The sequence below is a fragment of the Thalassotalea atypica genome (assembly GCF_030295975.1).
In the GTDB taxonomy this organism is placed as follows: Bacteria; Pseudomonadota; Gammaproteobacteria; order Enterobacterales; family Alteromonadaceae; genus Thalassotalea_F; species Thalassotalea_F atypica.
In genome coordinates this window covers 3,418,164-3,443,499 of the sequence record NZ_AP027364.1, presented here as the reverse complement: position 1 = coordinate 3,443,499, position 25,336 = coordinate 3,418,164, and the positions used below count along the sequence as shown (strand labels likewise).

Here is a 25,336-nt window from a genome sequence, read left to right as displayed (position 1 = left end):
TAACCTAAGCCCAATTATTACAGCTTTGATGAATTTTGTATTTAGTGTGCTTAAGGTAAAGCTTGGCCACGGGCACAGACATACAATTGATACCAGTGTTCACGCGTTAATTGGATACTATAAGCCTCGGTACAAGCCTTGATTCTTGTCAAATGAGTAGTACCAATTACCGGTTGAATATTGGCGGGATGACGCATTAACCAGGCTAATATGATGGCTTCACCACTGCATTGATATTGCTCAGCCAACTCAGTGACTAATTGCGCGGTTTTGCGATAGTGCTCTGGGTGACCGTCCAAATTGGCACCAGTAAATAATCCTTGGCATAAACTACCCCATGCTTGAATTTGTATATTATTGAGGCGGCAATGCTCTATTGTACCACTGGCAAAGTTAACTTGATTACCGTCAGGGTTTCCCACCAGTACGCCCTCGTCTAACCAAGCTAAGTTTTTTAAACTGATTTCAATTTGATTCGCGATCAGTGGCTGTTCTAAATGGTGCTGTAAAAAATGAATTTGGCTTTGCTGCATATTTGATACACCAAAGTGACTTACCTTACCGGATGCAGCCAGTTGGTTTATTGTTTCAGCGACAACTTCTGGCTCCATTAAGGGATCTGGGCGATGAAGCATTAGTACGTCTAGGCATTCAATGTTTAAACGCGATAATATGCCTTCTACCGATTGTGTGATCCATTCGTTTGAAAAATCATAACGACCTGGGCCCAAGTCGTCATCAAATCGAATGCCGCATTTTGATTGGATAATCAATTGCTCTTTTAGTTCAGGGCGCTGTTTTATTACTTCGCCAAACACCTGTTCAGCTTTACCTCGCGTATAAATATCGGCATGGTCAATATAATTGATGCCTGCCTCTATCACGGTGTCGATCACCTGATGTGCTTGATTGACATTGTCTGCGGTGACTATTGTGTCTTGCCAACCTCCACCAAGTCCCATACATCCGTAGGCAATTTTACTGGCTTGAGGAAATATCGTTTTTATAGCTTGCTTCATGTTTTCATCCACCTCTGATTGCATCATTTCCAGTGCAATAAAAGATATTACTTATACTGCTTGTGATTATAGGATGATAGTTTACTGACTCTGTTGTTATTACACTAAAACAAATAAATGAAATCATTGTTCTTTATATATAACAATGGGATGATTAAAACTTATAATGGTTAAGCTCTGTCAGGTTATGATCAAAGAACATAAGAAACTTGAACGGTTATTCTTATTTAGTGAAGTGGCGAATTGTTTAAGCTTTACTGAAGCGGCAGCTAATTTGGCGATGTCAAAAGGTTACCTTTCCGCTCAAATTAAACAGCTGGAGGCTGATCTTAAAACTCCTCTACTAGTAAGAACCACACGCACTGTACGTTTAACGAGAGCCGGGCATCAAGTGGTAAAAGACTTTAAACAAGTTCATACATCTATGTTAGCCATCGAGCGAAATCTTGCTAGTGAGCAGCAGGCGATTGAAGGATTGATCAGGCTTACGGCGCCTAAACAGTTTGCTGAAAGCCTCCTCGTAAATCTCTGTTTTGAATTTTCTCAACTCTATCCCGACATAAAATTTGAAATTGATAGTAGCTATACTCAATATGATTTAACTGAAAATGATTTTGACTTGGCATTTCGTGCAACGCGAACCCCGCCCGAAAATATGATTGCGAAGCGTTTATTTGAATATGGATATTTATGCTGTGCAGCGCCTAGCTATATAGAAAAATATGGTGAGCTAACATCAGTAGAGCAACTCAATGAACATCGTTGTTTGACTAGTGTTAATGAGCATTACTGGACTTTGAACGATGAAAATATCGAGGTTACGAGTACTATTGCTATTAATGATAATTTTGTCTTGAGGGATCAGGCTATTACTGGAGCTGGTATCGTTAGATTACCTGAATATTTTGTTAGAAAAGCAATACAAAACAAGCAATTGGTACCGCTATTTAACCTTCAAAAAGTTAAAGGCCAAGGGATTTACTTATTGCAGCCACAATTGATTTATCCACCGAAGAAAATTATTAAGTTTATCAAATTCATACAAAAAAATTTAAAATAATGCATCCAAATTGACAAATGATTGCATCTAGATAAGTACAACAGAAAATTAATAAGAGAACATCATGGCTCAACATATTATTCCAATCGTATTATTTATTTCAATTGCTACCGTTTTATTGGGGTTGATCGTAAACAGAACTAAAATGAAGTCTAAGCAGCAGCAAACTTTGCAAAGATTAATTGAATCAGGACAAGCTTTGTCACCTGAGCTCGTTATGTCAATCAGTAAACAAACGCAAAGTGAGCATGCAGACTTTTCTAGGGGCGTGCTACTTATAGGTTTCGCTTGTGCAGTGATTGTTTATGGCTTATATGGGTTAGATGACGAACCTGGGTTTTCATGGTTAGGCATTTTTCCTTTGGCAATTGGTATCGCGTTTTTAGTGATAAATAAAGTCAAACAAAGAGCAGCCCAAGTAGCATAGTCGTGTGCGGAAATTACTCATTTAGTTAACTAAGGAATATTTCTTGACCGTAGTAAATGATGAAGCTCAATTAATTGCAAAGGTACTGCTAACAAAAGACCAGCAGGCCTTTGCTACCTTAGTGATTCATCATCAGCAATCTCTACGGCAATATTGTCGACGACTCTGCACTCCTGATCTTGATCTGGCCGATGATATTGCTCAAGAAACATTGATCCAAGCCTATCGAAAACTGTCTTTGTTTAATGGCTCTGGAAAATTTATTAGCTGGCTATTTCGTATTGCATATTTTCAGTACCTTCAATATTTACGCTCGCATAAATCCTATGAGGAGTTTGACGAAAATAGTGCGGATGAACAAGAGCAAGTAAGTAATCATCAAAGTAGTGCTGCATTTGATGATTTAGAAAAAGCGATGAGCGTGTTGTCAGTTAATGAACGCAACTGTATTACTTTGCACTATAGCTTTGGTTATACACAAGCAGAAATCGCCGACTTGGTCGATATGCCACTAGGTACAATAAAGTCACAAATTAAAAGAGGAAAAGAAAAGTTAATAAGAGTGTTAAATGAATCCTCAAATTCTTCCTGTCAAAATATAAGTGGGGCTGCATAACATGAATGACATTGAACAACTATTATCGAAACCTTTACCGGAGATTGAACCAGAAGACTTTTCTGCACAAGTCATTAAAAAAATACAGCGCATTGAAAGATTTTCAACTTTGTTGGTATTAATGATGTACGCTGTTGTAACTGGGGTACTTTTGTTGATGGTTAACCTGTTACCGATATTTGAATTTACAATTGCCAGTAAACTTGAGTTGTTTAATAAAGTCGACTTTAGTTCATTCTTACCAACCGTTGAGCAGTCGTTATTGATATTGCAAAACCCTATGAGTGCATTAGTTACTTCAACAGTGGTTTTGATCATCACTCTGATTAAATTTGAAATATAGGGCCTATTAACATTAGTATGAGATAATTCTATTACCTTAACGAAGGGCGTCTTATTGGTTATTGATTTCTCCGCACATGGCAGGGCAACCATTTTCGTTGAAGACAACATTGTCATTATAGAGTCTATTGGACCATGGAATCTCGAATACTTTATGGCGCTACATATTAAGCTGGTAAATGCTATTAGACAAATTCAGCACGATAAATATGCAGTACTGCTAAAGCTAAATGGCGAGGCAATTGCCGGGCAAGACTGTTATAACGCCCATTTAAATTTTATCAAACAAGGTAATGCTAAAGCCGTTGCAATCAATTTATCGTCATGTTCAACACCGGTCATTAGCCGTGATTTACTGAGCAAAATTTATCATGAAGCAGGGCTGGAACATCAATTTTTCGCTGACGATCACACAGCAATACACTGGCTAAATTCCAAATTATGCTAAGAAATTTAGTCGGTTAATTTGCACGCTTAACTTTCTTCATCAAATATCTCCAACTTCTTTTCCTTTTTTAGTTAATTTTGAGCCCTGATGGCTCAGTTTTGCTACACTTAAGCTAGCTGGAGTATTAAAATAAATAGCGTAATTCACGCATGATTACGGAGAATAAATGGAATATGAATTCAGACACGACCCGATCACGGGAAGTGCAAAAGCGCAGTTTTCTTATGAGCAGGAAATGATTGGTCCATGGCTGGAAGTAGAAGTGGGCAACAATGCCGAAATGTTATCTGCATTGCTGTTGGCGGTATCTAATATAGAGCAAGGGCAAGATCAAGAAATTACTGTGACAGGTAAAGAATATTCCGTCACCTTATCGTCTCATGATGCGCATATCCAACCTAACATTAATATGAATGGCACTGGGGAAATGCCAAACGAGTTAAACGATGATGATCTTAATTTCGATTCTAACGTAATTAGTAGTTGTGGCTTAGATGATTTTCGTCAGATTTTACTTTCTTGGGCAAAATTTACAGCCTAGCTTCCGTCACTAGCATTGAAAGTATAATCGCTAGCCCGTAACATACTGAAAATATAACTTATCTTAATCTCTTGGAAATAATAATAATGACAGAGCCCGTCACAACCATTGAAGCAAAACCTGCTCGCAGGATGGTGCAATTACGCTATGTGTTAACCCCGATTGCCATCATCTTTACGGCAGTTATTATATTAATCATCATGGGCATATTAGCGCCAAAACCTGCCAAAAAACCAATTGTAGTTAAGGCTCCTTTGGTTGAAGTTATTACATTAAATCAACAAGATGTCGCATTTTCCATTGCTAGCCAAGGTTCTGTTATGCCTAGAACGGAAACTAATTTGATTTCTGAAGTGTCCGGGAATGTTGTTTCTGTTTCAAATAAATTCCAAGTGGGGGGCTTTTTTAGAAAGGGCGAAGAGTTGATGCAAATCGATGACATTACCTATCAAGTAGCCTTACTCAAAGCCGAGTCGCAATTAGAATCTGCGACTGCAGAACTTGAACAAGAACAAGCACGTGGAGCGCAAGCAAAAGAAGAATGGTTGCTAACAGGCAATAAGCTGGAAGAAGCGCCTAAATTAGCATTACGTACTCCTCAATTACATCAAGCCAGAGCAGCGATTAAAGCTGCAAAAGCTGACTTAAAAGAAGCAAAAACAAAACTTGAGCGCACTAAAATCCTAGCACCTTATGATGCCATGCTGAAAGCTAAACACGTAGATATTGGCCAATATGTAACTGTTGGCAGTTCTATTGCTGCAACATTCGCGGTCGATTATGCTGAAATTCGCTTACCAGTAAAACAGCGTGATGTTGCGTTCTTAAATTTACCTAAAATCAACCAATCGGAGGCCTCTGGCTCTTCTGTAGAGTTATTTTATGAAGTTGACGGAGTCAAGCATGGCTGGCAGTCAAAGCTTACGCGTTATGAGGGGGTGGTAGATATGACTAGCCGGGTTCATTACGTTGTTGCACAGTTAGATGATCCTTACGGCATAGTACAAGGCAGTAATAACAGTGAATTACGGATTGGCTCATTTGTTAATGCAGATATCACAGGCAAGCAAGTATCAGATGCTACAGCTATCCCACGCAGTGCTGTACATGGCGCTAATACCGTTTACTTGGTTGATTCGCAAAACAAACTGCATATTAAAGAAGTCAATGTTCTACGAGCTGAGGTGGCCTTTGTTTACACTTTGGATGTTATAGACAGCGATCTTCGACTGATAATGACAAATATCGAAACACCCGTGGAAGGCATGACCGTTCGAGTTAGTGGGGAAGAACAGCAAGCAGAGCAAGTCGCTGGTACGGACGCAGAAGCAGATAAATCTGGAGAAGAGCAAGGCGATAAATCATGAGTGAAACGCCCAAAACAGAAACAGGTATTATCGCTTGGTTTGCTCGAAATAGTGTAGCAGCCAATTTATTAATGGTATTTATTCTAATTGTTGGTTGGTTTTCTTACCAAGGTATGAACAAGAAAATGTTCCCTGAATTCAACCCCAACAGTATTGTTATAGCAGTACCGCATTTAGGTGCGGCGCCTGAAGAAGTGGAAGAAGGCGTTATCCTTAAAGTTGAAGAAGCGATCGAAAATATCGAAGGGATAAAGCGAGTCACATCCAATGCGAGTGAGGGGTTTGGCCGTGTCACGCTAGAGCTACAATCAGGCTATTCTTTATCTGAGAAGCTTGATGAAGTACAAATGCAAGTCGATGCAATTACCACCTTCCCTGAACAAACAGAAAAGCCAATCATCACCAAACAAGAATTCAAAGGTCAAGTGCTTTGGTTATCTGTTAGTGGCTCGATGGATCGCCGCTCACGCCAAGTAATGGCGCAGGACATACGTGATGAGATTATGGCACTACCTAGTGTTAATAGCGCCGAAGTGGTTGGTAGTCGCGACTATGAAATTAGTATCGAAGTTTCAGAAGAAAAATTACAGCAATACGGCATGACCTTTGATGAAATTGCTCGTGCTGTACGCAATTCGTCTATAGACATGCCAGGTGGTACGATTAAAACCACAGGCGGCGATATTTTACTTAGAACTCAAGGACAAGCCTATACAGGCAAAGAGTATGGAAAACTCGTCCTGCGCACGGCTGAAGATGGTACGCGTTTAGTTTTATCTGACATTGCAAATGTAATCGATGGTTTTGTTGAAGAAGAAGATTTTGCTCTTTTCGATGGTGAATTTACTTCCAGTATTATGGTGCAGTCTACAGGCGATCAAAACGATCTATTGATTGCCGAAGAAGTGCGTGCTTATGTTGATCGCAAAAGTGACACCCTACCACATGGAGCAAAACTCACTGTATGGGGAGATTCGTCGTACTACTTGTCTGAACGATTAGACATGATGATCACTAACTTGCTGATGGGTGCGATCCTTGTCTTTTTGGTGCTGACATTGTTCTTAAGAATAAAAGTAGCTTTTTGGGTTATGCTCGGTATCCCTATTAGCTTCTTAGGGGCGTTTATCTTGATGCCGCTCATGGGAGAATGGTCGGTTTCAATCAATTTATTGAGCTTATTTGCCTTTATAATGGTGTTAGGGATTGTGGTTGATGACGCCATTGTTATCGGTGAAAGTGCCTATACCGAAATACAACAAAAAGGCCACTCAACGGAGAACATCATCAATGGCACCATGAAAGTTGCCATGCCTGCGACATTCGGTGTATTAACTACGATTGCGGCCTTTGCTCCTTTGTTAATGATTGATGCTTCTTTTGCCGCCTTCTTCAGGGCGATTGGGTTAGTCGTAATGTTCTGTTTAATTTTCTCTTTGATTGAGTCTAAATGGATATTACCTGCACATTTGGCGCACATGAAGTATGTGCCACTGACGGATGAAAATTCCAACTTCTTAGAGCGATTTCAAATGCGCTTCAAAAAAGGCTTAGATAACTTTATTCAACACAAATATAAGCCGCTATTAAAGAAAGCACTAGTGGCAAGGTACAACACTATGGCAAGTTTTATCGGCGTGTTCTTATTGTCTGTAGGTTTAATTGTCGGTGCTTTTGTTAAGTTGGAAGTGTTCCCAACCATTCCTGGAGATTTTATTCAGGGCAATTTGATCATGGTCGATGGCTCTGCTGTCACTGAGCGAAATAAAGCTGCAGCGATTATCTCGAAAGCGGCGGAAGAAATTGCACAAGAGAATATTTATGAAGGTGTTAATTTCATCAAACATTCGATGGTTTTTACCAATGGCAATACACAAGCAACATTTTTACTTGAATTGGTTAAACCGGATCAACGCGAATTAAGTGCCTATGATATTGAAAAACTTTGGCGCGAGCGTATTGGTGAAATACCAGGTACACAAGAGCTACGCTTTTTTGCTGGTACTAATGCTGGCGGCGGCGCGGCGCTTGAATTTCAGTTAACAGGTAAAAATGATGTTGAATTGGAGCATGCAGCCCAATCCTTGCAGGATAAACTTGGTGAGTACGATGGTGTGTTTGATATCAGAAACTCATTCAGCCGTGGTAGCCAAGAAATTAAGCTCAGCATTCGACCAGAAGCTGAAACGCTAGGACTAACATTAACAAACTTAGCGAAGCAAGTGCGTCAGGCGTTTTATGGTGAAGAAGCACAGCGAATTCAGCGTGGCCGAGATGAACTAAAAGTGATGGTACGTTATCCGAAAGAAGATCGTTTATCGGTTACTGATTTAGAAGACATGTGGATACGTACACCTAACGGTGAGCAAGTGCCTTTTTATCAAGTCGCGGATATCACCATAGGTCAAGGGTTTTCGACCATTACTCGAATTAATCAGCGACGTTCTATTACGGTATCGGCTGACATTGATACCGAAAAAGTCGAATCACGTAAAGTGATCACAGAAATGAATGATGACATCATTCCTGATATTTTGGCTGACTACCCCTCAGTAAAATATGGCATGGAAGGTGCGAGTAAAGAACAAGCTGACTTTATGCGTCAATTAGGCATGGCTGGTCTTGGTGCTTTGTTCTTGATTTACGGTCTTATCGCTATTCCGACCAAGTCATACGTTCAACCGCTTGTGATCATGTCTGTAATTCCATTTGGTATTATCGGCGCGATTGTTGGCCATTGGATCATGGGTAAAACCATCAACATGATGTCTATTTATGGCTTTATCGCATTAACTGGTGTTGTTGTGAATGACAGTTTGATATTGGTTGATTTTATTAACCAAGCTAAAGGTACCGGGCGCCGGATGATGGATATTGTTATCGATGCAGGGACTCAACGTTTTAGAGCCATTTTGTTGACCTCTCTCACTACATTCTTTGGTATTTTTCCACTTTACTTTGAAGGCAGTTTACAAGCCCAATTTATCATTCCGATGGCGATATCCCTAGGTTTTGGTATTGTGTTTGCAACGGTTATTACTTTATTCTTAATACCATCACTGTACTTAATTAAAGAAGATATCCATCATTTATTCAGTCGTCGTAAAGCTCAAGCTGACGCTGCTCAACAACCGGGTTAGTTAGGGTTATGATGAAAAACTTAAACAACAAGATCCTGCCTAGTTATGCGTTATTACTGTCTTCAATTGTCAGTAGTAACGCTTATAGTGCAGATATTGGGTCAAAAAGTGTCAGTGACACATACAACCAAGCATATGTCATCAATACCCTAGTTGAGGGCATTGACGTACCTTGGGCGATGGAGCAATTGCCCAATGGTGATATTTTAGTTTCTGAGCGCGCAGGTCAGTTACGTTTGATTCGTGAAGGTAAATTATTGGAACCGGAAATTTCTGGTTTGCCAAAGATTCATGCTAATGGTCAGGGGGGACTTTTGGATCTGGCGTTACACCCTCAGTTTGAAGAAAACCAATGGTTGTACTTTACATTTGCTAGCTCACAAGGAAAAAGCGCTGGTAGTAATACGGCGTTAATGCGAGCCAAACTCAACCTAGATGAAATGAGCTTAGAGCAAGCTGAATTACTGTATAAAGGTCAAGACAATACGAGTAAAGGCAGGCACTACGGTAGTCGAATTGCTTTTGATGATCATGGTTTTGTTTATTTTTCTATTGGTGATCGCGGGGCAAGGGAGTCTAAGCCACAAAGTAAGATTCTCGATGGTGGGAAAATTTATCGCTTACATGATGACGGTCGTACTCCAAAAGATAATCCATGGCAACATTTGGCTAAAGACAACAATATTAAGTTAGCCACGTTTTCCTATGGTCATCGAAATCCACAAGGACTAGCCAAGCATCCTGTAACAGGTGATATCTGGTCTCATGAACACGGGCCCAAAGGCGGTGATGAGATTAATCTTGTCCGGGCAGGAAAAAATTATGGTTGGCCTGTGGTTAGCTATGGCGTGAATTATAGTGGCTCTAAATTTACAGAGCTAACTCAGAAGCAGGGCATGGAGCAGCCACTGCATTATTGGACGCCTTCTATTGCACCATCTGATATGGTGTTTGTCACCAGTGATAAATATCCAGAATGGCAAGGTAAGCTCATTGTAGGCTCGTTAAAGTTTCATTATGTTGCTTTGCTTGATATTGATGACAAACAAGTATTAGAACAGCACAAAGTGCTTGAAGACATTGGCCGTGTGCGAAGTTTAATGCAAGGCCGAGATGGCTACATTTATGTTGGTGTTGATGGTGGCGGGATCAAACGAATAGAACCACAATGATAGAGACACCCCCATTACAATAATGGCAAAATCAAAAAAGGCAGTTTTCATTTCATGTGAATACTGCCTTTTTTAGTGATGAATAGGGTAAAACTAAATCGTATTTACCAACATGATGGTGCCATTTACGCCGATGATTTCAACGTTTTCACCAACAGCTATTTCCGCACGTTCGGATTCTGGGGATAATCTTGCTTGCCAATTTATGCCTGAATAACGAATGCTGCCAGCGTTGTTACTAATAGTTTCACTTACTGCAACGTGTTTGCCGATCATATCGCTACTGGTATCAATAGCTGCTCCTTTGCCTTGGAGCTTCTTAAGTGGCTTCCATAACAGAGCGGCAAAAGCTATTGATGACAATCCAACAGAAAGTGCTTCATATTCCCATGACGAAAGTCCCACAAAGGTGACTAACAATCCAGTGAAAATACAACCTAAGGCAAAGAACAGTAACGGGCCACTTAACCCCATAATACTTAACTCAATCACTAAAGAGAGTCCGCCAATGGCGTATAAAAGTTTGTCATGGTTTTCTACAAAAAATTCCATATAACCCTCTATTTTTAGGTGTTTGGCGCTTTGTGCAATGTTGTTGATACAGCAATAGCTTGAGCTACGGTATCAGAGATATTGTTACCGGTCTTACCGTCTGTTAACACGACAGTACCTTCTGCGGCGATCGCTTTATGTGCATCGATGGATTGTTGTGCAAGGGTCAATGATATCGCTTGTTGACCTTCAGTTGTCGCCGCTTCTTTGCCGATCGTTCTAAGCGCCAATGCATCGGCTTCTGCAACTAAACGTATGGCTTCTGCTTTACCAATGGCTTCTAAAATTTGCTTTTCTTTTTCAGCTTCGGCTAATAATACTTGTTCTGCTTTATCCGCTTCAGCGGCCAGTACTTTCGCTTGCTTTTCACCTTCCGCGCGAGTGATAGCCGCTGTTTTTACCCCTTTAGCTGTAAGTTCGACCGAGCGTTTTTCTCGCTCAGCTGTCATTTGCTTTTCCATGTCTTCTTTAATCGATTGCGGAGGGTTTATGTCTTTGATCTCATACCGTGTAACTTGAACGCCCCAAGGTGCAGTCGCCTCAGTCATTGCTGAAAGTATAGTGGCGTTGATCATGTCGCGATTTTGAAAACAATCATCGAGCTCCATCGAGCCAATAGAGTTACGCATTGTGGTCATTGCTAGTTGCGTTACTGCGAGTTTGTAATCTGTCACATTATTCGTCGCCGCCGCTGCATCCGTGACTTTCATAAATAAAATACCATCAATTTCCAGTGTAATATTGTCTCGGGTAATTGCTGATTGCGAGCTAATTTCTAATGATTGTTCTTTTAAGTTTCGATCTGCAGCCACGCTTTGCACGTACGGGATGAGAAAATTAATGCCAGCGCGCAGTGTTTTAGTGTATTTCCCTAAGGTGTAGACAACAAAGCCACGATTTTGTGGCACAAAGATAATGCCTTTTTTTAACGTATATAACCCAACAATCGTAATCCATACCAATGGATTCGTAATAATAGGGAGCAATAATTCCATGTTAATTCCTTGTTTTACCTATTGAATAAATGTTCTGTGAGTAAACTTACTATCTGATTCTATTAAACATACTAACACTTACACCAGCAATTACAGCACTTAGATTGTTTTGTATAGTGCGTGCCAATGTGTTGTTCTTGTTGTGACTCTTCATTACACTGAGCAAAATGTCATGCCTACATAGCTGGGCAGTATAATTTACCTTGAGTTTGAGAGATCTATAATGCAAAAATGCGCAATATTAACCATGGACAACCTTGATGATTTTGAGGTCTATGATCACTTAATCGAGCAGCCATTAAACAAGTTAGGTTGGGAAATGGACACAGTTTCGTGGCGAGACAGCACTGCCAACTGGGACGACTATGATGTAGTTATTATTCGTTCTCCATGGGACTATCAAGATGAGCCTGAGGCTTTTATGCAGGTGCTGGAAAATATTGAAGCGTCGAGCGCTCAGTTAGAAAATAACTTGGCTACGGTTCGATGGAATATCGATAAAGAATATTTAAAGTCGCTAGAAAAACAAGGCGTTGATATTGTGCCAACCCTGTGGTGTAAAACTTTTGATGAAAATGAATTAGCTAATTTTTTCGCGCACTTTGCCATTGATCAAATAGTGTTAAAGCCTCGGATTAGCGCCAATGCTGATAATACGTTTTGGCTACGAAAAGAAAACTATCAAGACAACATAGCTGAATTAAAAACCGCGTTTTCTACACGGCCTTTTATGGTACAGCCATTTATGGAAAGTGTGCTTAATGAAGGGGAATTTTCATTGTTTTATTTTGACGGCCAATATTCACACGCGATATTGAAAACGCCAAAAGATAACGATTTTAGAGTGCAAGAAGAATTCGGTGCTCGTCACATATCAATTTCACCAGAAGCGGTACTAGAAGCTCAAGCATTGGCGACTTTACAGGCACTAAAAGCGACTAATGGCATGCCACTGTATGCTCGAGTAGACTTCGTTCGTTACGGAGATAAGTTTGCGCTGATGGAGGCAGAGCTTATTGAACCTTCGCTGTATTTTAATATGGATGAACAGTCTGCAGGACGTTTTGCAAAAGCATTTGCCAATAAAATGAAACTGCCTGCCTAGGTCATATTGAAAGAGTACCTTGAGCGTGCTCTTTTTTGTTCTGCATGGCATTCTAGGTCCCCTCAATATTCTCGCTCTTAGAGAAGCACTTTTCCCTAAACATAATTCATTACAAAGTCTCTAAGGTTGGTTTTAAGTGATCAAAGGTATTGAGTTATTTAAGTTTTTTGATAGTGTGAAGGTAAGCTAATCAATAAGAGGTATGCCATGAACACCCCCGCAACCATTATTTCTACGCTGACTTTAACACTGCTATTGACTGCATGTCAGTCGAGTTCACTGCTAGAAGTTCAAGATATCGTTACGCTCGAATATTACCCGGATTGTGATTTTAAAGTCTTAGGTATGGTTAATTCCGTGGACGGGAAAACTAATCACGAATTTCACTTCAATGAACGTAAGTTGTTTACCCGATCTGCATTAGGGTTACGTGCCGTTGGAAAAAAATCGGTGGCTTTTGATAAGCTCAAAGAGCAGGCGAGAGCGCTTGGTGCAGACGCTATAGCAGTTACTTCATTTAAACATATTTCAGGTGAAGTACAGATTGGCAAAGGCAAATCTGTTGAAACCGCTAAATATTACTACCGCGGTGAAGCGATTAAATTATGTGATGATTTTGATTACGCTAAATTAAATGAAGTGAATGATAAACCGGTTCGTTATAACTCTTCTGGACAATTGAACACGGGGGTTGAATTTAAAACAAAAATTAAAATTGATATGTCGACGGTGAGTGCCAAAAAGCCTTTTGTGCAGCATTTTTTGATTGATAATCAAGTGGTGACAGATGATGGTAATATTTTTGGTGTCGCCATTGGGGAGTCAACGGATGCCTTAATCGCTGAATTAGGCGACCCGTCGGCTATTATCAATATTGCAAAGGATGAGCAAGCCTATTTGTATGGACGTAAACATTTTTTCTATCTAAAAAATAATAAAATCAGCGCCTACAAATTCGCTGATTTTATCCTGCCTCCACATTTAAATAATGAAATCAGCATGCATGCGGTATTTGATGAGTTCTCCCCAACATTATCGAATACGGTCGAAATAGGCGATAACATCAGAATTGTTCGTGAAAAGCTCGGTCTAACACAGAACACCAAGGAATCTGATGGTTTTACCGTTAAACGGGGCAAGTATTATCAACATTATCAATTTGTTGAGCTAAAAGACTTGGCCAGTGATTTTACTAATTTGATACTGAAAAACATCAGCCTATCTGAGCAGCTATATACGTTTGATTGGCAAGCAATAGTCAAAAATGATAGAAAACCTGACGTGATTACAATTGGTTTAGGTATCTCTGGCATCTCATTAGGCTCAAATAAAACAGAGTTACGAGCTGCGCTTGGCCAACCTGAACTGGTCATTAATCGTTCGTCGCGAAAATCGTCTTGGGTATATGGTAATAACTTGGTGTTCGATTTTACGAGAGATACTGTCACTCGCTTTAAATTAATCAGCTCCGGCGATAAGTCCGCTCGAGTGCGTTGTTATGATTGTTTGTATTTGGGGCAATCACTGAGTCAGTTAGATAAATATATGTTGCAAAGAACGGCACAAGGACAATTTGCCTTTGATGCGAGCGGCGCTCAGTATTTACTGTTTTCTCACGATGACAGTAAAAATGGTGTGATTGACGAAATAGAAGTGGTTACTCAAGAGTAGGGGACAACCCCTTTAAAAAAAGCCCACCTTACAAGAAGGTGGGCAAGGGTGCTATACGATGTCTATCGAGTATCACAGTACTAATCAATCCTGAAAAACTCTCAGTCAAAGCAGATTTTTTTGTATAGCGAGATGAACCAAACCATGGGTATAACCTTCAAGCATCCTAAACTTGTTACGTCTTAGGCTGCTCACCAAAGCGTGCTTATCAAGGGCACATTGAGTCAGCACGCCAGGTGAGCGGCTTGAAACATGGTCTGCCTTTTACCTAGAAGAATCAATTATTCACTTAACTTTGGTGAGCACGATGACTATAACGCGTAAACCGGCCGCTAAATTAATTTCTGAATTCTCCTAAGTAGAAGATGTTAAAAAGAATAATTCACGTTAAACGCAAAGCTCCTGCCAGGCTCTGCCAAGTTTTCCAAAGCGCTGTCTTCATCATGACCTGCGGCATTTGAATAACGAACATATTCTTTATCAAGTAAATTAGTCACCGATAGGTTAAAGACCAATCCAGCGTCTAACTCATAATTAAATAACCAATCAACAGAGGCGTAACCGGCAATTTCTTTTTTGCCCTCATTAACCTTATCCATGCGATCGGCCCAGTTTACGATCAATTCAGTTGAGAATTTCTCACCTTCATAGTTTATCCCTGCGGTACCGGATAGTGGCGAAATACTGGTAATATAATCGTCAGTTTCATCGTCCTTACCATTTTGATATGCAGCGTTAGCAAAAATGGCTACGTTATTATCAAGATAGTACGTCATACCAAACTCAAGGCCTTTTATCGTGACGGCATCAAGGTTTTGGTATTGGAATTTGTCGTGCTGATATAAGAAATCTCCGTTTTCATCAACAACGTTATTGCTCTCAATTAGCACGGTCGATAAGAAATTTTCATACTTGCTGTAAAACGCTGCGGTGCTAAACGCCATATTGCCGATGTGACCACGTAAACCAATTTCGTAGCTGTCACTTTCTTCTGGCGATAAATCATCACTTGGGACAATCTCATAAATGTAGGTTGAACTCGCTTGATTATAATGTTCAATGTACGCTAAGTCGTACGCTGGAACCTTAAAGCCTTGTCCATATTGTGCAAATGCTGAAAGCTTGTCGTTGATTTTGTACAAACCAGCGATATTAAATGAGGTGTGGTTCTCATTAAATTTCTTAAAGGCTTCACCATTGGTTTTCAGAGCGCCATTAGGATCCATTTCGTATTTGTCGAATCGAACCCCCGGTGTGACTGTTAACTGACCATTCATCAAGCTAATTTCGTCATTGAAAAATAGCCCCGCGCGGAAGGTTTCGGTTTTAGGGAACTTATCAGTTTCTTGTGGATAGCCAGGCTTTGGCGTGCCTTCAACGGAATAAAGCTTGCTTTCATGTCGTTTAGAATCTGTCGACTCTATATCTAACCCGTAACCTAGAGTGTGCATGCTGTTAAGTTGCAAGCTAGCATTTGAAAGAAAACCAACGGTTTCTTGTTTATAGACTGAGTCTTTATACATATCGCGCATTTCAATCACACCAAACATAGGTGCGTTGATATCAAGAAGGGCATATTCGCCGTCTTTTTGCTCAGACACATTTGAATAAACGTTGATGTTTAAAATGTCATAAAACGCGGTTGATGTTTCACTGTGGTAGCGCAATTTAAACGCGTCACTCGTTTTTTCATTGCTCGAATTCTCGGTATCTATGTGATAGCCGTAGGGCTCTAACCCGCGAAAGTAAGCTAATAAACCATTAGCACTTTCGCCTTCAGCTTCTTGCTTGTAAAGGTCGGCAGTAAAGCTGATGAAGTCAGTATCTGAAATATTGTACTTGCCTTTGTACAGTATGCTGTGCGAGTCAATATCGAACGGACTTTCTGTATCAAAAAAGTTTTGTTGTTCTTCACCGTCGCGGTAAGAACCATTAAGTAAATGTTCTACTTGACCCGTAGTAAACGCTAATGTGCCGCCTATTGTGTATTGTCTGTTGACGTCGTTATAACCTGCTTTAAGTTTACCGGCAAAGGTATCACCTTCGTCTAGGTAGTCACTGGCATCTTTGGTGGTAAACACCACAATGCCGCCTAAAGCATCTGAACCATATAATGAAGAAGCCGCACCTTTAGCAATTTCAACTTGTTTAATGGTGTCTGTGTCAATAAAGCCGCGACCCACAATGTCATTAAGACCATCAGCGCCGTAGCCTTCGTTCATGCGCATGCCATCTTTAATCATCAACACACGATCGCCGCCCATGCCACGAACTATGATGTTTTGTGCGCCGCCCACTTTACCCGTAACTTGTACACTAGGATCATATTTAAACAATTGGCTCATGTCAGACACAACTTGTTTTTCAATGTCTTCCACGGTTATAACAGATATGCTTCCTGCCACATCTTTTAGTGCTTTTTCAGTACGAGTACCGCTAACAACAATAACTTCTAAATCCTGTGCAGTTCCTTCAATGGCTGCATCGTCTAACACATCTGCGTGAGCGATTGGGGTGAGTAATGCTGTTGCTACAGCACAAGCTAGCACCTTAGGTGTCGGCTTAAACATCATTTTATTTTCCTATTACGTTAATACCAATTTACATAAATAAGGATTCTGAATGGACTGTTTTGGCTGGCCAACTATCAAAATGCTCATTTATAAAAATTGATATAAGCGATCCCCATAGGCAATTGAGTTAATTTTGGTTTAGGGGGACCTTATCGACTCAAACAGCTACCTATGGGATCTCGCTGACTTCATTTTCTAATCGCTAATTAGAATACACGCTTTTTTAATAATGTAAACACAAATGAGAATAATTATCGTTTGTGTTCGTAGTAGGGTTGAGTTAAAGTGAGCGGGCTTGGAATAAAGAGGTATCTAAAAAGTGAATATTCAAATAATCGAATCAATGATGGCACAAGTATCAACATTGTTGATGACACCCGTAATTTTAACCATTGTCGCGTTACTTATTTATGCTTTGTTTGCATTAGGGCGTTTTATTTCTCAATGGCTAGTTAGACGCAAAAACTTGATGAGTTATGTAAAGCAAGTGAACAACAAAGAGGCACAATGGTTAAATGGTTACCCCATTCATAACTATTTTGTGCAAAATCCCAACGCCAGTGAAGATGAGTTAGAAGTGTTTGCATTGAAAAAGCTGGAAACATTGCGCGTAGTTACCCGAGTTGCACCGATGCTTGGACTGATTGCCACCATGATCCCAATGGGGCCCGCATTACAAGCACTAGCTGATGGCAATATTCAAGGCATCAGCGAAAACTTAATCATTGCTTTTGCTGCCGTGATTTGGGGCTTAGTTATTTCTTCAATTACCTTTTGGCCCGCGTCAGTGCGCAAGCGCTGGTGTGCCAATGAATTAATCAATATTCGTAAATTTAAGGGCGACTCATAATGCGTTTTTTAGATGAAGATGAAGAGCTAAACCCCATTGTCAGTGCTGTGAATTTAGTCGATGTGTTCTTAGTGATTATCGCAGCGCTATTAATTGCTCTTGCGCAAAACCCGCTAAACGTATTTAACGATGACGATGTCACTGTCGTTAAAAATGCCGGTAAACCGAACATGGAAGTCATTGTGAAAAAAGGCAAAGAAATTAAACAGTATAAGTCAACCGGTGATATTGGCTCTGGCGAGGGGATGCGCGCAGGTGTTGCTTACAAAATGGCAGACGGTAGCTTTGTCTATGTGCCTGAAAATGATGATGCGAAAGATACTGACACAAGTGCAATTAGCGCGGTAGCAGGAAACTAGAACGATGAAAATTTTATTAGATATGTTAGCCAAAGCTAGCTTAGTTATTGTCATTGGGCTTTGTATCATGACCATGCAAATGGCAAATGCTCAAGCTATTGGTGTGCAATCAAGTTCATCACCTAAAGTGATGATCATGATGTCTAACCACGCAGCTAAACCAAAAGGTGAACTACTTAAACTGTTGGCAAAAGATCAACCGTTTGAACTCATTAAGTTTGAAGCAACAGGGAAGAGCGACGAAGAAATTAAAAGTATTTGGGCGTCTGCAAACTTGATCATGATGGACGGCATAAATCCGGCGCTGTCTAAATTTATGTTTGGCAAGTATCAAACTTATCTTGCTGAATTTCCAACTGTGCCAGTGATTTCTTTAGGTGATCTTGAGAATGAGTCAATGAACCAAGGTCTAACGGATGAACAGCGAAATGCAATAGGTTTGTACTATAAAAATGCGGGGCGCATTAACTACTCAAACATGATGGATTATATTGCCAGCGACTTTTTAAAACTGTCTCAAGCGACGGTAGTTGAACCAGTTATTACACCGGACGTGGGTTTGTACCATTATGCCTATCAAGGGCAAGTCACCAGTGATGCGGATCAGTTTTTTAATTATTTGAACATCAAAGAAAATCAGCCGGTTATTGCTATTGGCATGCACCGCAGCGTGATTGATTATGAACAGCAACAAATTGTTGATGCCATGATTAAAGGCCTAGAAGCAAAAGGTGCAAAAGCACTTGGGTATTTTTACGAAGGGAATGATGAGTCCTTAAATTACACTGATTTATTGATGACTAGCTCTAATGAAAATGGCCAAACGGTCAGTAAAGCTAGAGTCGATTTAGTCATTAATTATCGTTCATTGCACTATGTTGAAAAGCGCCGTGGTGAATTTGAAAAGCTAGGCGTGCCAGTACTCCATGCACTTAATTACACAGAAGGAACGCAAACAGATTTTGAACAAGATCATGCCGGCATATCGCCGTCATTAACGCCTTTTTTCTTGGTAATGCCAGAAGATACCGGAAGCGCCGACCCAACTATTATTGCTGCTAATGGTGACGGTGAAAAACAAGTGATTCCCTATCAAATGGACGCGTTTGTTGATCGTGCCTATAACCACGCTAACTTGGCTCATATTGAAAATAGCGACAAAAAAGTCGCAACCTTTATTTGGAATTATCCTCCGGGTGAAAAAAATATCGGCGCGGCATTCTTAGACGTCCCGTCTTCTATTGAGCAAATCGCGATTGCCATGAAAGCGCAAGGTTATAAGGTAGATGTTAAAACTAATGAATTCTTAATCGAATCAGCAGGGCAGTTGTTGCGTCCTTATTATCGTGGCGAAGACGCTGAAGCCTTGATTGAAAAAGACTTAGCGGAATACATGCCGTTATCTACTTATCTTGCTTGGTTTAATCAGTTACCGGAAGAGGTGAGACAGCCGATCATTGAGAAGTGGGGTACGCCAGAAGAAAGCGGCATGCTGCGCACAATTGAACGAAGCGGAAAAACCGAATCAGCGTTTGTTATCCCGAGAATGAACCTAGGCAATATGATTGTCTTGCCACAAGGTGTACGAGGTGAAAATGCCAAAGAACACGCTAACTTGTACCACAGTACAAAAACAGCGATTAATCACGGTTATCTCGCGATTTATCTTTTTGCGAGAGAAACCTTTGGTGCCAATGCCTACATTCATTTAGGCACGCACGGTTCTCAAGAGTGGCTAACCGGTAAAGAGCGTGGCCTTTCTATGTATGATGCGCCAAACCTAGCGATTGGCAACTTGCCGGTATTTTATCCTTATATTATCGACAATGTGGGTGAAGCGATGCAGGCAAAACGTCGCGGGCGCGCCACTATGATCAGCCATTTAACCCCTGGTTTTGCAAAAGCCGGTTTATACACCGAGGTTGCTGAACTGAGTGAAAAAATTAACAACTACATGATGCTAGAGCAGGGGCAAACCAAAGCCAATACCCAAGCTGAAATTACCGCTATGGCAGAAAAGCTCCACATGCTACAAGATTTGTCGCTGGAAAAAGCTGACTTGAATGATAACTTTGATGAGCACATCGCCAAGCTTCAAGACCACTTAAATCAGCTGGCGCAAATGAGTCAGCCACTCGGTGTTCATACGTTTGGTGAACTGCCAGTGACGCCACATCTGTATACGACGATGCTGCAAATGTTAGGTGATGAATTCACCGTTCGAGCGCATACATATGAACAAGCTCATCAGATGACAGCGCCTGTAACTGAGCAATTAGATGAGCGTAATGTCCGCAAGTTAGAAACCTTAGAAGGTTATCAATTACTCAATGCCTATATGTTGGCAAAAGATGCAGGTGAAACACTAACTGGCCTGAGTGAGCAACTTCAACTTGATTTGGATCTAGCGAAAAACTACTGGGATAACTTTCAACAAATTGCTGAAATTAAAAACTTATTGCTAGCATTAAACGCAACCTATATTCCAGTGAGCTACGGTGGCGATCCTATTCGTAACCCCGATGCCGCGCCAACAGGCAGAAACCTGATTGGTTTTAACCCCGCCAAAGTGCCATCGAAAGAGGCTTACGACGCTGGCGTGACTTTAATGGAGCAAACAATTCAAGATTATCATAATAAACATGGGCGTTATCCTGAGAAGCTTGCGTTTTCGCTTTGGTCACTAGAAACCATGCGACACCAAGGTGCGTTAGAAGCACAGATCCTTCATGCCTTAGGACTCAAGCCCAAATGGAACAAGCAAGGGCAGGTCACAGGTACTGAAGTGATCCCTTATAGTGAACTGAAACGCCCTCGTATTGATGTAGTGGTTTCAGCCACAGGTCTTTATCGGGATGCATTTCCAAATGTTATGATTTGGCTAGCAAAAGCGATTGATGAAGTGGCGAAAATGAAAGAAGAAAATAACTTCGTTTATCGTCATGCCAACGCATTGAAACAAGATTTATTGGCGCAAGGTAAAACAGAAGAAGATGCGGACTATTTATCCTCTCTGCGCATATTTTCAAATGAAACAGGTAATTACGGCACTGGTTTAGCAGGCAGCAGCTTAGCATCTGGTACGTGGGATGATGACAGTAAATTAGCCAACTTATACCTTGATCGAATGGGCTACGCCTTTGGTAAAGATGAACAGCGTTGGAGTGAAAACGTTGGCGATGCTTTTGGTGATGGGCAAGGGCTTTATGACAAAGTACTTTCGGGTACTGATGGTGTTATATTTTCGCGCTCAACTAACCTTTATGCCCTGATGACCAATGATGACCCATTCCAATACTTTGGTGGTATTGGGCTAGCGGTGCGCAGCCTAGACGGAAAAACGCCGGAAATGTATGTCTCTAACTTGCGTAAAAAAGACAACATTAAAGCGCAAACTTTAGATCAGTTTGTTAACCAAGAAATGCGCAGTCGCTATTTCCATCCGCGTTGGATTAAAGCCATGCAAGACTCTGGTTATGCGGGCGCAACCGCTATTTTAGATCGTATGAATAACATGTGGGGTTGGGAAGTAATGACCCCAGAAGCGATACGTGACGACCAATGGCAAGAGTTTTTTGAAGTCTACGTGGAAGATAAATACCAAATGGACATGCGTGAATTTTTTGAGCAGCACAACGCCGAAAGCTTAGCACAAATTATTGAACGCATGCTAGAAGCCGTGCGCAAAGGATATTGGAAAACCGATGACGCAACAATAAAGAAAATGGTTGAAACTTACACCGAAATCGCCAGCGAATTTGACGTTGCTACCGACAATGAAAAGTTCAATGAATACATGGATGCAACAGCAGTTGGTTTTGGCTTAACAGCTTTATCACAAGCATTGGCAGAGGCTTTAGCACAAGTGCCGCCGCAAGCCGCACCAGCTCAACCGCAAATGGAAACCGTAAGTGGTCAAAAGCTTGAGGAACAAGCGAAAGCAGAGCCTATTGAAACCGACTACTCGGCGCTTTATTGGTTAGGATTGTTAGTACTGTTAGGCGGCTTAACTCAGTGGTTTGAGCGTAAGCCAGCTCATAGCATTAATAAAAGTAGCGAAGAAAAGGTCGCGTTAAAACAAGCGGCTTAACTAGGAGCAACGGAATAACTGCACATTAGTATAAGCTTATGTGCAGTAGCTTAAACTAAAACAGGCAGTTTTCTGAAAAGTTTAGCTGTTATCTAGCATTTATAAATGAGCGTTCAACGAACGCTTATGCGCAACAATCAATATCACTGAGGATTGGCCTTCCCCCACTTTAGTGGACACCTCCTCGTCACCTTCAGACATACATCAATATGACGGTCAGATTACATCGCAAAATCTAATCTGACCTATCAAGCAAATGCACACTAAACTAATCTGACTTTCTGTCTAAAGTTTTGTCTTCTTAAATTTATAAACAAAGCGATCGGTTTTGCCTCGTGTGCCCGGTGCGAACACATTGGTGCTTAAATTGTCTGCTGAATTTCTCAAATAGAAGGCTTCTTCAACTAAGGTAAATCCGGCTTCTTCCATTTGATATTTAACTATATCAGGGTCAATACGATGGGTGTCGTTTGGCGCGTTAAAACCAGAGCCGGCTAAGCCAACATGGTCGATAATGACAAACTGGCCGTCATCTTTCATCACGCGTTTGATGTTAGCCAGTGCCTTTTTGTGATCTATGGCTTGTTCGCGTACTTTGGTGACTTTGCCGTCACGTACGCTATGGGTAAAAAATAAATCATGGTAGTTAAGGGCGGTAAAGACAAGATCTATCGACTTATCTTTCATGTCCATGTCGATAATTTCAACTTTATCTAAGCGTTCAACATTTGATAAGCGATTGTTTTTGGTGCGCTCGGTGATCCCTTTTTCTGCAAAGCGCCAAATGACACTGTCGTTTTGTGCATAAACTTTACCGTTATCGCTTGTGGCAAGAGAAAACAGCTCGGTATACCAACCACTGCCAGCAAACAAATCAAGTACATGGTCGCCTTTGGCAATATTGGAAAAATGCAAAATGTCAGCAGGCTTTCTCGCGGCATCTCTTGAGGCATCCGCTGTTGGTCTGTGGGAGTGACTTAGTAGTTGTTTTAGCTCTGCCAGTTCAAGGCTCCTATATGCAAATGCAGCGTTAGAAACCGAGCCAATCATAAGTCCTATAAGGGTTAATTTTTTTAGCACGTGATATTCCTTTAAGTGGGTGAATTAGTTTAGCCAATAAGACCCAATCTATAGAAATATTATTCAAACCGTTTTAAAAAAGATAATACAAAATGTTTCATGTTAGATGTCGAGGCTCAACTTTTCTAGAAATCGGCATCAACCTCAAAAACTAATAATTGTTTAGTGATAGGGTGGTTGAGCTCTAGTCGCTGTGCATGGAGATGCAATCGCTCTCCTTTAACACCATACAAATCGTCACCAATAATCGGCATATTAAGCCCCAACTGATGTGCACAATGGACTCGCAATTGATGAGTGCGACCAGTCGTTGGATGTAAGAATACTTTTGTTTGATGCGTGGTTCGTTCAACCACCTGCCACTGAGTTTTTGCTGGTTTTCCTTCATCAAAACACACCATTTGCCGCGGTCTGTCGTAATAATCACCTATTAGTGGAAGATTGATTTCACCTTGATCTTCGGCCAATAACCCGTCAATTAATGCGACATAACGCTTTTTCACTGCTCGTGTGATGAACTGTTGTTGTAATGATTTTTGTGCACGTTTCGTTAAGCTCAGTACCATAAGTCCTGAGGTTGACATATCAAGGCGATGAATAATGTAATTTCCTGTGGCGTCTGGAAACTGCGCTTTAATACGGTGATAGACCGAATCTTTGATATTCTTACCGGGCACAGACAAAAATTCTGCAGGCTTATTTACGACGACGATGTCGTCGTCTTGATACACAATTTCAAGTGTTTTGTTTAAAGCGGGATTATTCAGTAACGGGTTTTCTTCCACCGATAAACCAAGCAGCATATGGGACAATATTGGCTGGCATTTACCCAGACATGCGGGGTAATAATTTTGGTGCTGTCTGATTTCTGATTTAGGCGCTGCGCCCCACCAAAATTCAGCCATCGCAATCGGTGTAAGGCCTTGTTCAAATGCAAAGTGGAGTAATTTGGGGGCTGCACAGTCACCTGCGCCTGCTGGCGGTGGGTGCGGCATGTCCTTAAAAAGTTGTTGTAAGTTTTTATACTCACCTTTCGCATTCAAAAAACGGTATTGTTCGAAGAGCCGCTGTTGCAAGTCGTTAGAGTGCTGCCTTCGGGTATTTTTCAGCTCAGCAATTTCATCGGTTAAATTCATGAGCTTATATTTAGCGGCGCTTATTTGTTCGTCACAATGTTGTTTGAGCGCTTTGAGTTCATTTTTTTCAAAAACACTTTCTTTGCCAAGCTCAGCAAGCAATCCTTCAAAAGCTTGTTCGCTAAGTTGTTTGTCTTTGACAGCCTGTGATGCCTCTTGACGACGAGATTTTCTCGATTTTCTGCCCACAATTATTTTGGCTCGTTGGAGTTCAATTAACTGCTCAGTGCTATTTTCTATATCTGCTAATTTAGCGGCATATTCAGCGATTTTAGGGTTGCTTTCAAGGGCATCTACTTGATCATTGATTTGATTGATCAGTGCTTGTTCGGTGAGAAAAAAGCTGTCTTTTGTGAGCATATCAAAAACAGGGGGGACAAAATGCGGCAGTAGGTTTCTATCTGAAATTTTACCTGAAAATGCTGATAGATAGCCTAGCTCATTGCTTTGGTTTATTACCACCAAAACACCAAACATCTTACCGTTGCCCTCTTTAGATGGCTCGCCGAAACTAAAATCATGCTGCCAAAAGGTTTGGGTTAACAAGTGTTCTTGCAACTCTTTTGCAGCAAGCTGGCTCAACTCATGTGGCTGATAACAAAACGGATAAGTGAACTTGGCTGGTAACTCAATGTCACCGATATCCGATTTAAACGGTGTAAAACATTGATCTTTAAGAGTACTAAGTGCAGACATAAAGTGGTTGTTCCAACGTTAGATGCGTGTTGGTCGATTGCATAAAATGATAGAGAATATTTTAACCTGTTGAACTCCAGATAGCACCAAGAGGATA

Annotated in this window: 20 protein-coding genes; 14 read left to right on the top strand and 6 right to left on the bottom strand. The window is 40.9% G+C overall.

The window, feature by feature from the left end; genetic code table 11:
• Nucleotides 1-50: 50 nt before the first annotated feature.
• Entirely contained in the window at nucleotides 51-1,019 is a 969-nt protein-coding gene (locus QUE03_RS15690) for an aldo/keto reductase (RefSeq protein WP_286262891.1), read from the bottom strand.
• Nucleotides 1,020-1,206: 187 nt separating this feature from the next.
• Here QUE03_RS15690 and QUE03_RS15685 point away from each other — a divergent pair, with 187 nt between their 5' ends.
• From QUE03_RS15685 to QUE03_RS15645, 9 genes are all read left to right on the top strand, one after another.
• Nucleotides 1,207-2,079, top strand: a complete 873-nt coding sequence (locus QUE03_RS15685; RefSeq protein WP_286262890.1) for a LysR family transcriptional regulator — start codon at nucleotides 1,207-1,209, stop codon at nucleotides 2,077-2,079.
• 64 nt (nucleotides 2,080-2,143) lie between these two features.
• Nucleotides 2,144-2,506: a DUF6249 domain-containing protein gene (locus tag QUE03_RS15680; RefSeq protein ID WP_286262889.1), complete on the top strand. Its 363-nt coding sequence runs from the start codon at nucleotides 2,144-2,146 to the stop codon at nucleotides 2,504-2,506.
• Between the two features lie 43 nt (nucleotides 2,507-2,549).
• The gene (locus QUE03_RS15675) at nucleotides 2,550-3,122 is read left to right on the top strand and encodes an RNA polymerase sigma factor (protein WP_286262888.1); all 573 of its coding nucleotides are present in this window, start codon (nucleotides 2,550-2,552) and stop codon (nucleotides 3,120-3,122) included.
• A 1-nt stretch (nucleotide 3,123) separates the two neighbouring features.
• Nucleotides 3,124-3,465 (top strand): hypothetical protein, encoded by a 342-nt coding sequence (locus tag QUE03_RS15670; RefSeq protein ID WP_286262887.1) that lies wholly within the window; start codon nucleotides 3,124-3,126, stop codon nucleotides 3,463-3,465.
• A 54-nt stretch (nucleotides 3,466-3,519) separates the two neighbouring features.
• Nucleotides 3,520-3,912, top strand: a complete 393-nt coding sequence (locus tag QUE03_RS15665) for a hypothetical protein (protein WP_286262886.1) — start codon at nucleotides 3,520-3,522, stop codon at nucleotides 3,910-3,912.
• A gap of 166 nt (nucleotides 3,913-4,078) precedes the next feature.
• Nucleotides 4,079-4,453 carry a YacL family protein gene (locus QUE03_RS15660; protein ID WP_286262885.1) on the top strand — a complete coding sequence of 125 codons (375 nt, stop codon included), beginning with the start codon at nucleotides 4,079-4,081 and terminating at the stop codon, nucleotides 4,451-4,453.
• 86 nt (nucleotides 4,454-4,539) lie between these two features.
• Nucleotides 4,540-5,820 carry an efflux RND transporter periplasmic adaptor subunit gene (locus tag QUE03_RS15655; protein WP_286262884.1) on the top strand — a complete coding sequence of 427 codons (1,281 nt, stop codon included), beginning with the start codon at nucleotides 4,540-4,542 and terminating at the stop codon, nucleotides 5,818-5,820.
• The gene (locus tag QUE03_RS15650; protein WP_286262883.1) at nucleotides 5,817-8,960 is read left to right on the top strand and encodes an efflux RND transporter permease subunit; all 3,144 of its coding nucleotides are present in this window, start codon (nucleotides 5,817-5,819) and stop codon (nucleotides 8,958-8,960) included. Before QUE03_RS15655 ends, QUE03_RS15650 begins: the two co-directional genes overlap by 4 nt.
• A gap of 8 nt (nucleotides 8,961-8,968) precedes the next feature.
• Nucleotides 8,969-10,132 (top strand): PQQ-dependent sugar dehydrogenase, encoded by a 1,164-nt coding sequence (locus tag QUE03_RS15645; RefSeq protein ID WP_286262882.1) that lies wholly within the window; start codon nucleotides 8,969-8,971, stop codon nucleotides 10,130-10,132.
• 93 nt (nucleotides 10,133-10,225) lie between these two features.
• Here QUE03_RS15645 and QUE03_RS15640 read toward each other — a convergent pair whose 3' ends face one another.
• Both QUE03_RS15640 and QUE03_RS15635 read right to left on the bottom strand, forming a co-directional pair.
• Nucleotides 10,226-10,684 (bottom strand): NfeD family protein, encoded by a 459-nt coding sequence (locus QUE03_RS15640; protein WP_286262880.1) that lies wholly within the window; start codon nucleotides 10,682-10,684, stop codon nucleotides 10,226-10,228.
• 14 nt (nucleotides 10,685-10,698) lie between these two features.
• Entirely contained in the window at nucleotides 10,699-11,679 is a 981-nt protein-coding gene (locus tag QUE03_RS15635; protein ID WP_286262879.1) for an SPFH domain-containing protein, read from the bottom strand.
• Between the two features lie 223 nt (nucleotides 11,680-11,902).
• Between QUE03_RS15635 and QUE03_RS15630 the strand changes: the two genes are divergently transcribed.
• Nucleotides 11,903-12,784, top strand: a complete 882-nt coding sequence (locus QUE03_RS15630; protein ID WP_286262878.1) for an ATP-grasp domain-containing protein — start codon at nucleotides 11,903-11,905, stop codon at nucleotides 12,782-12,784.
• Between the two features lie 207 nt (nucleotides 12,785-12,991).
• Nucleotides 12,992-14,455, top strand: coding sequence for a hypothetical protein (locus tag QUE03_RS15625; RefSeq protein WP_286262877.1), 1,464 nt, complete (start codon nucleotides 12,992-12,994; stop codon nucleotides 14,453-14,455).
• Between the two features lie 368 nt (nucleotides 14,456-14,823).
• Here the strand turns inward: QUE03_RS15625 and QUE03_RS15620 are convergent, their stop codons facing one another.
• Complete coding sequence (locus tag QUE03_RS15620; protein ID WP_286262876.1) at nucleotides 14,824-17,028, bottom strand: TonB-dependent hemoglobin/transferrin/lactoferrin family receptor; 2,205 nt, start codon at nucleotides 17,026-17,028, stop codon at nucleotides 14,824-14,826.
• A 319-nt stretch (nucleotides 17,029-17,347) separates the two neighbouring features.
• On the opposite strand from QUE03_RS15620, the gene QUE03_RS15615 reads away from it, so the two are divergent.
• From QUE03_RS15615 to QUE03_RS15605, 3 genes are read left to right on the top strand one after another with little or no spacing between them, the layout of a single operon-like run.
• Nucleotides 17,348-17,878 carry a MotA/TolQ/ExbB proton channel family protein gene (locus QUE03_RS15615; RefSeq protein WP_286262875.1) on the top strand — a complete coding sequence of 177 codons (531 nt, stop codon included), beginning with the start codon at nucleotides 17,348-17,350 and terminating at the stop codon, nucleotides 17,876-17,878.
• Nucleotides 17,878-18,237 (top strand): DUF2149 domain-containing protein, encoded by a 360-nt coding sequence (locus tag QUE03_RS15610; protein WP_286262874.1) that lies wholly within the window; start codon nucleotides 17,878-17,880, stop codon nucleotides 18,235-18,237. Before QUE03_RS15615 ends, QUE03_RS15610 begins: the two co-directional genes overlap by 1 nt.
• A gap of 4 nt (nucleotides 18,238-18,241) precedes the next feature.
• Nucleotides 18,242-22,327 (top strand): cobaltochelatase subunit CobN, encoded by a 4,086-nt coding sequence (locus tag QUE03_RS15605; protein WP_286262873.1) that lies wholly within the window; start codon nucleotides 18,242-18,244, stop codon nucleotides 22,325-22,327.
• Nucleotides 22,328-22,612: 285 nt separating this feature from the next.
• Here the strand turns inward: QUE03_RS15605 and QUE03_RS15600 are convergent, their stop codons facing one another.
• Complete coding sequence (locus QUE03_RS15600; protein ID WP_286262872.1) at nucleotides 22,613-23,407, bottom strand: class I SAM-dependent methyltransferase; 795 nt, start codon at nucleotides 23,405-23,407, stop codon at nucleotides 22,613-22,615.
• A gap of 125 nt (nucleotides 23,408-23,532) precedes the next feature.
• Nucleotides 23,533-25,239 carry an RluA family pseudouridine synthase gene (locus tag QUE03_RS15595; RefSeq protein ID WP_286262871.1) on the bottom strand — a complete coding sequence of 569 codons (1,707 nt, stop codon included), beginning with the start codon at nucleotides 25,237-25,239 and terminating at the stop codon, nucleotides 23,533-23,535.
• Nucleotides 25,240-25,336 lie beyond the last annotated feature (97 nt).

Excerpts from the sequence above, each read along its gene's own strand:
- QUE03_RS15685 (WP_286262890.1), top strand. The coding sequence starts at position 1,207 with ATGATCAAAGAACATAAGAAACTTGAACGGTTATTCTTATTTAGTGAA.
- QUE03_RS15605 (WP_286262873.1), top strand. The coding sequence starts at position 18,242 with ATGAAAATTTTATTAGATATGTTAGCCAAAGCTAGCTTAGTTATTGTC.
- QUE03_RS15595 (WP_286262871.1), bottom strand. The coding sequence starts at position 25,239 with ATGTCTGCACTTAGTACTCTTAAAGATCAATGTTTTACACCGTTTAAA.
- QUE03_RS15645 (WP_286262882.1), top strand. The coding sequence starts at position 8,969 with ATGATGAAAAACTTAAACAACAAGATCCTGCCTAGTTATGCGTTATTA.
- QUE03_RS15680 (WP_286262889.1), top strand. The coding sequence starts at position 2,144 with ATGGCTCAACATATTATTCCAATCGTATTATTTATTTCAATTGCTACC.
- QUE03_RS15620 (WP_286262876.1), bottom strand. The coding sequence starts at position 17,028 with ATGATGTTTAAGCCGACACCTAAGGTGCTAGCTTGTGCTGTAGCAACA.
- QUE03_RS15635 (WP_286262879.1), bottom strand. The coding sequence starts at position 11,679 with ATGGAATTATTGCTCCCTATTATTACGAATCCATTGGTATGGATTACG.
- QUE03_RS15625 (WP_286262877.1), top strand. The coding sequence starts at position 12,992 with ATGAACACCCCCGCAACCATTATTTCTACGCTGACTTTAACACTGCTA.
- QUE03_RS15655 (WP_286262884.1), top strand. The coding sequence starts at position 4,540 with ATGACAGAGCCCGTCACAACCATTGAAGCAAAACCTGCTCGCAGGATG.
- QUE03_RS15640 (WP_286262880.1), bottom strand. The coding sequence starts at position 10,684 with ATGGAATTTTTTGTAGAAAACCATGACAAACTTTTATACGCCATTGGC.
- QUE03_RS15610 (WP_286262874.1), top strand. The coding sequence starts at position 17,878 with ATGCGTTTTTTAGATGAAGATGAAGAGCTAAACCCCATTGTCAGTGCT.
- QUE03_RS15650 (WP_286262883.1), top strand. The coding sequence starts at position 5,817 with ATGAGTGAAACGCCCAAAACAGAAACAGGTATTATCGCTTGGTTTGCT.
- QUE03_RS15690 (WP_286262891.1), bottom strand. The coding sequence starts at position 1,019 with ATGAAGCAAGCTATAAAAACGATATTTCCTCAAGCCAGTAAAATTGCC.
- QUE03_RS15630 (WP_286262878.1), top strand. The coding sequence starts at position 11,903 with ATGCAAAAATGCGCAATATTAACCATGGACAACCTTGATGATTTTGAG.
- QUE03_RS15660 (WP_286262885.1), top strand. The coding sequence starts at position 4,079 with ATGGAATATGAATTCAGACACGACCCGATCACGGGAAGTGCAAAAGCG.
- QUE03_RS15670 (WP_286262887.1), top strand. The coding sequence starts at position 3,124 with ATGAATGACATTGAACAACTATTATCGAAACCTTTACCGGAGATTGAA.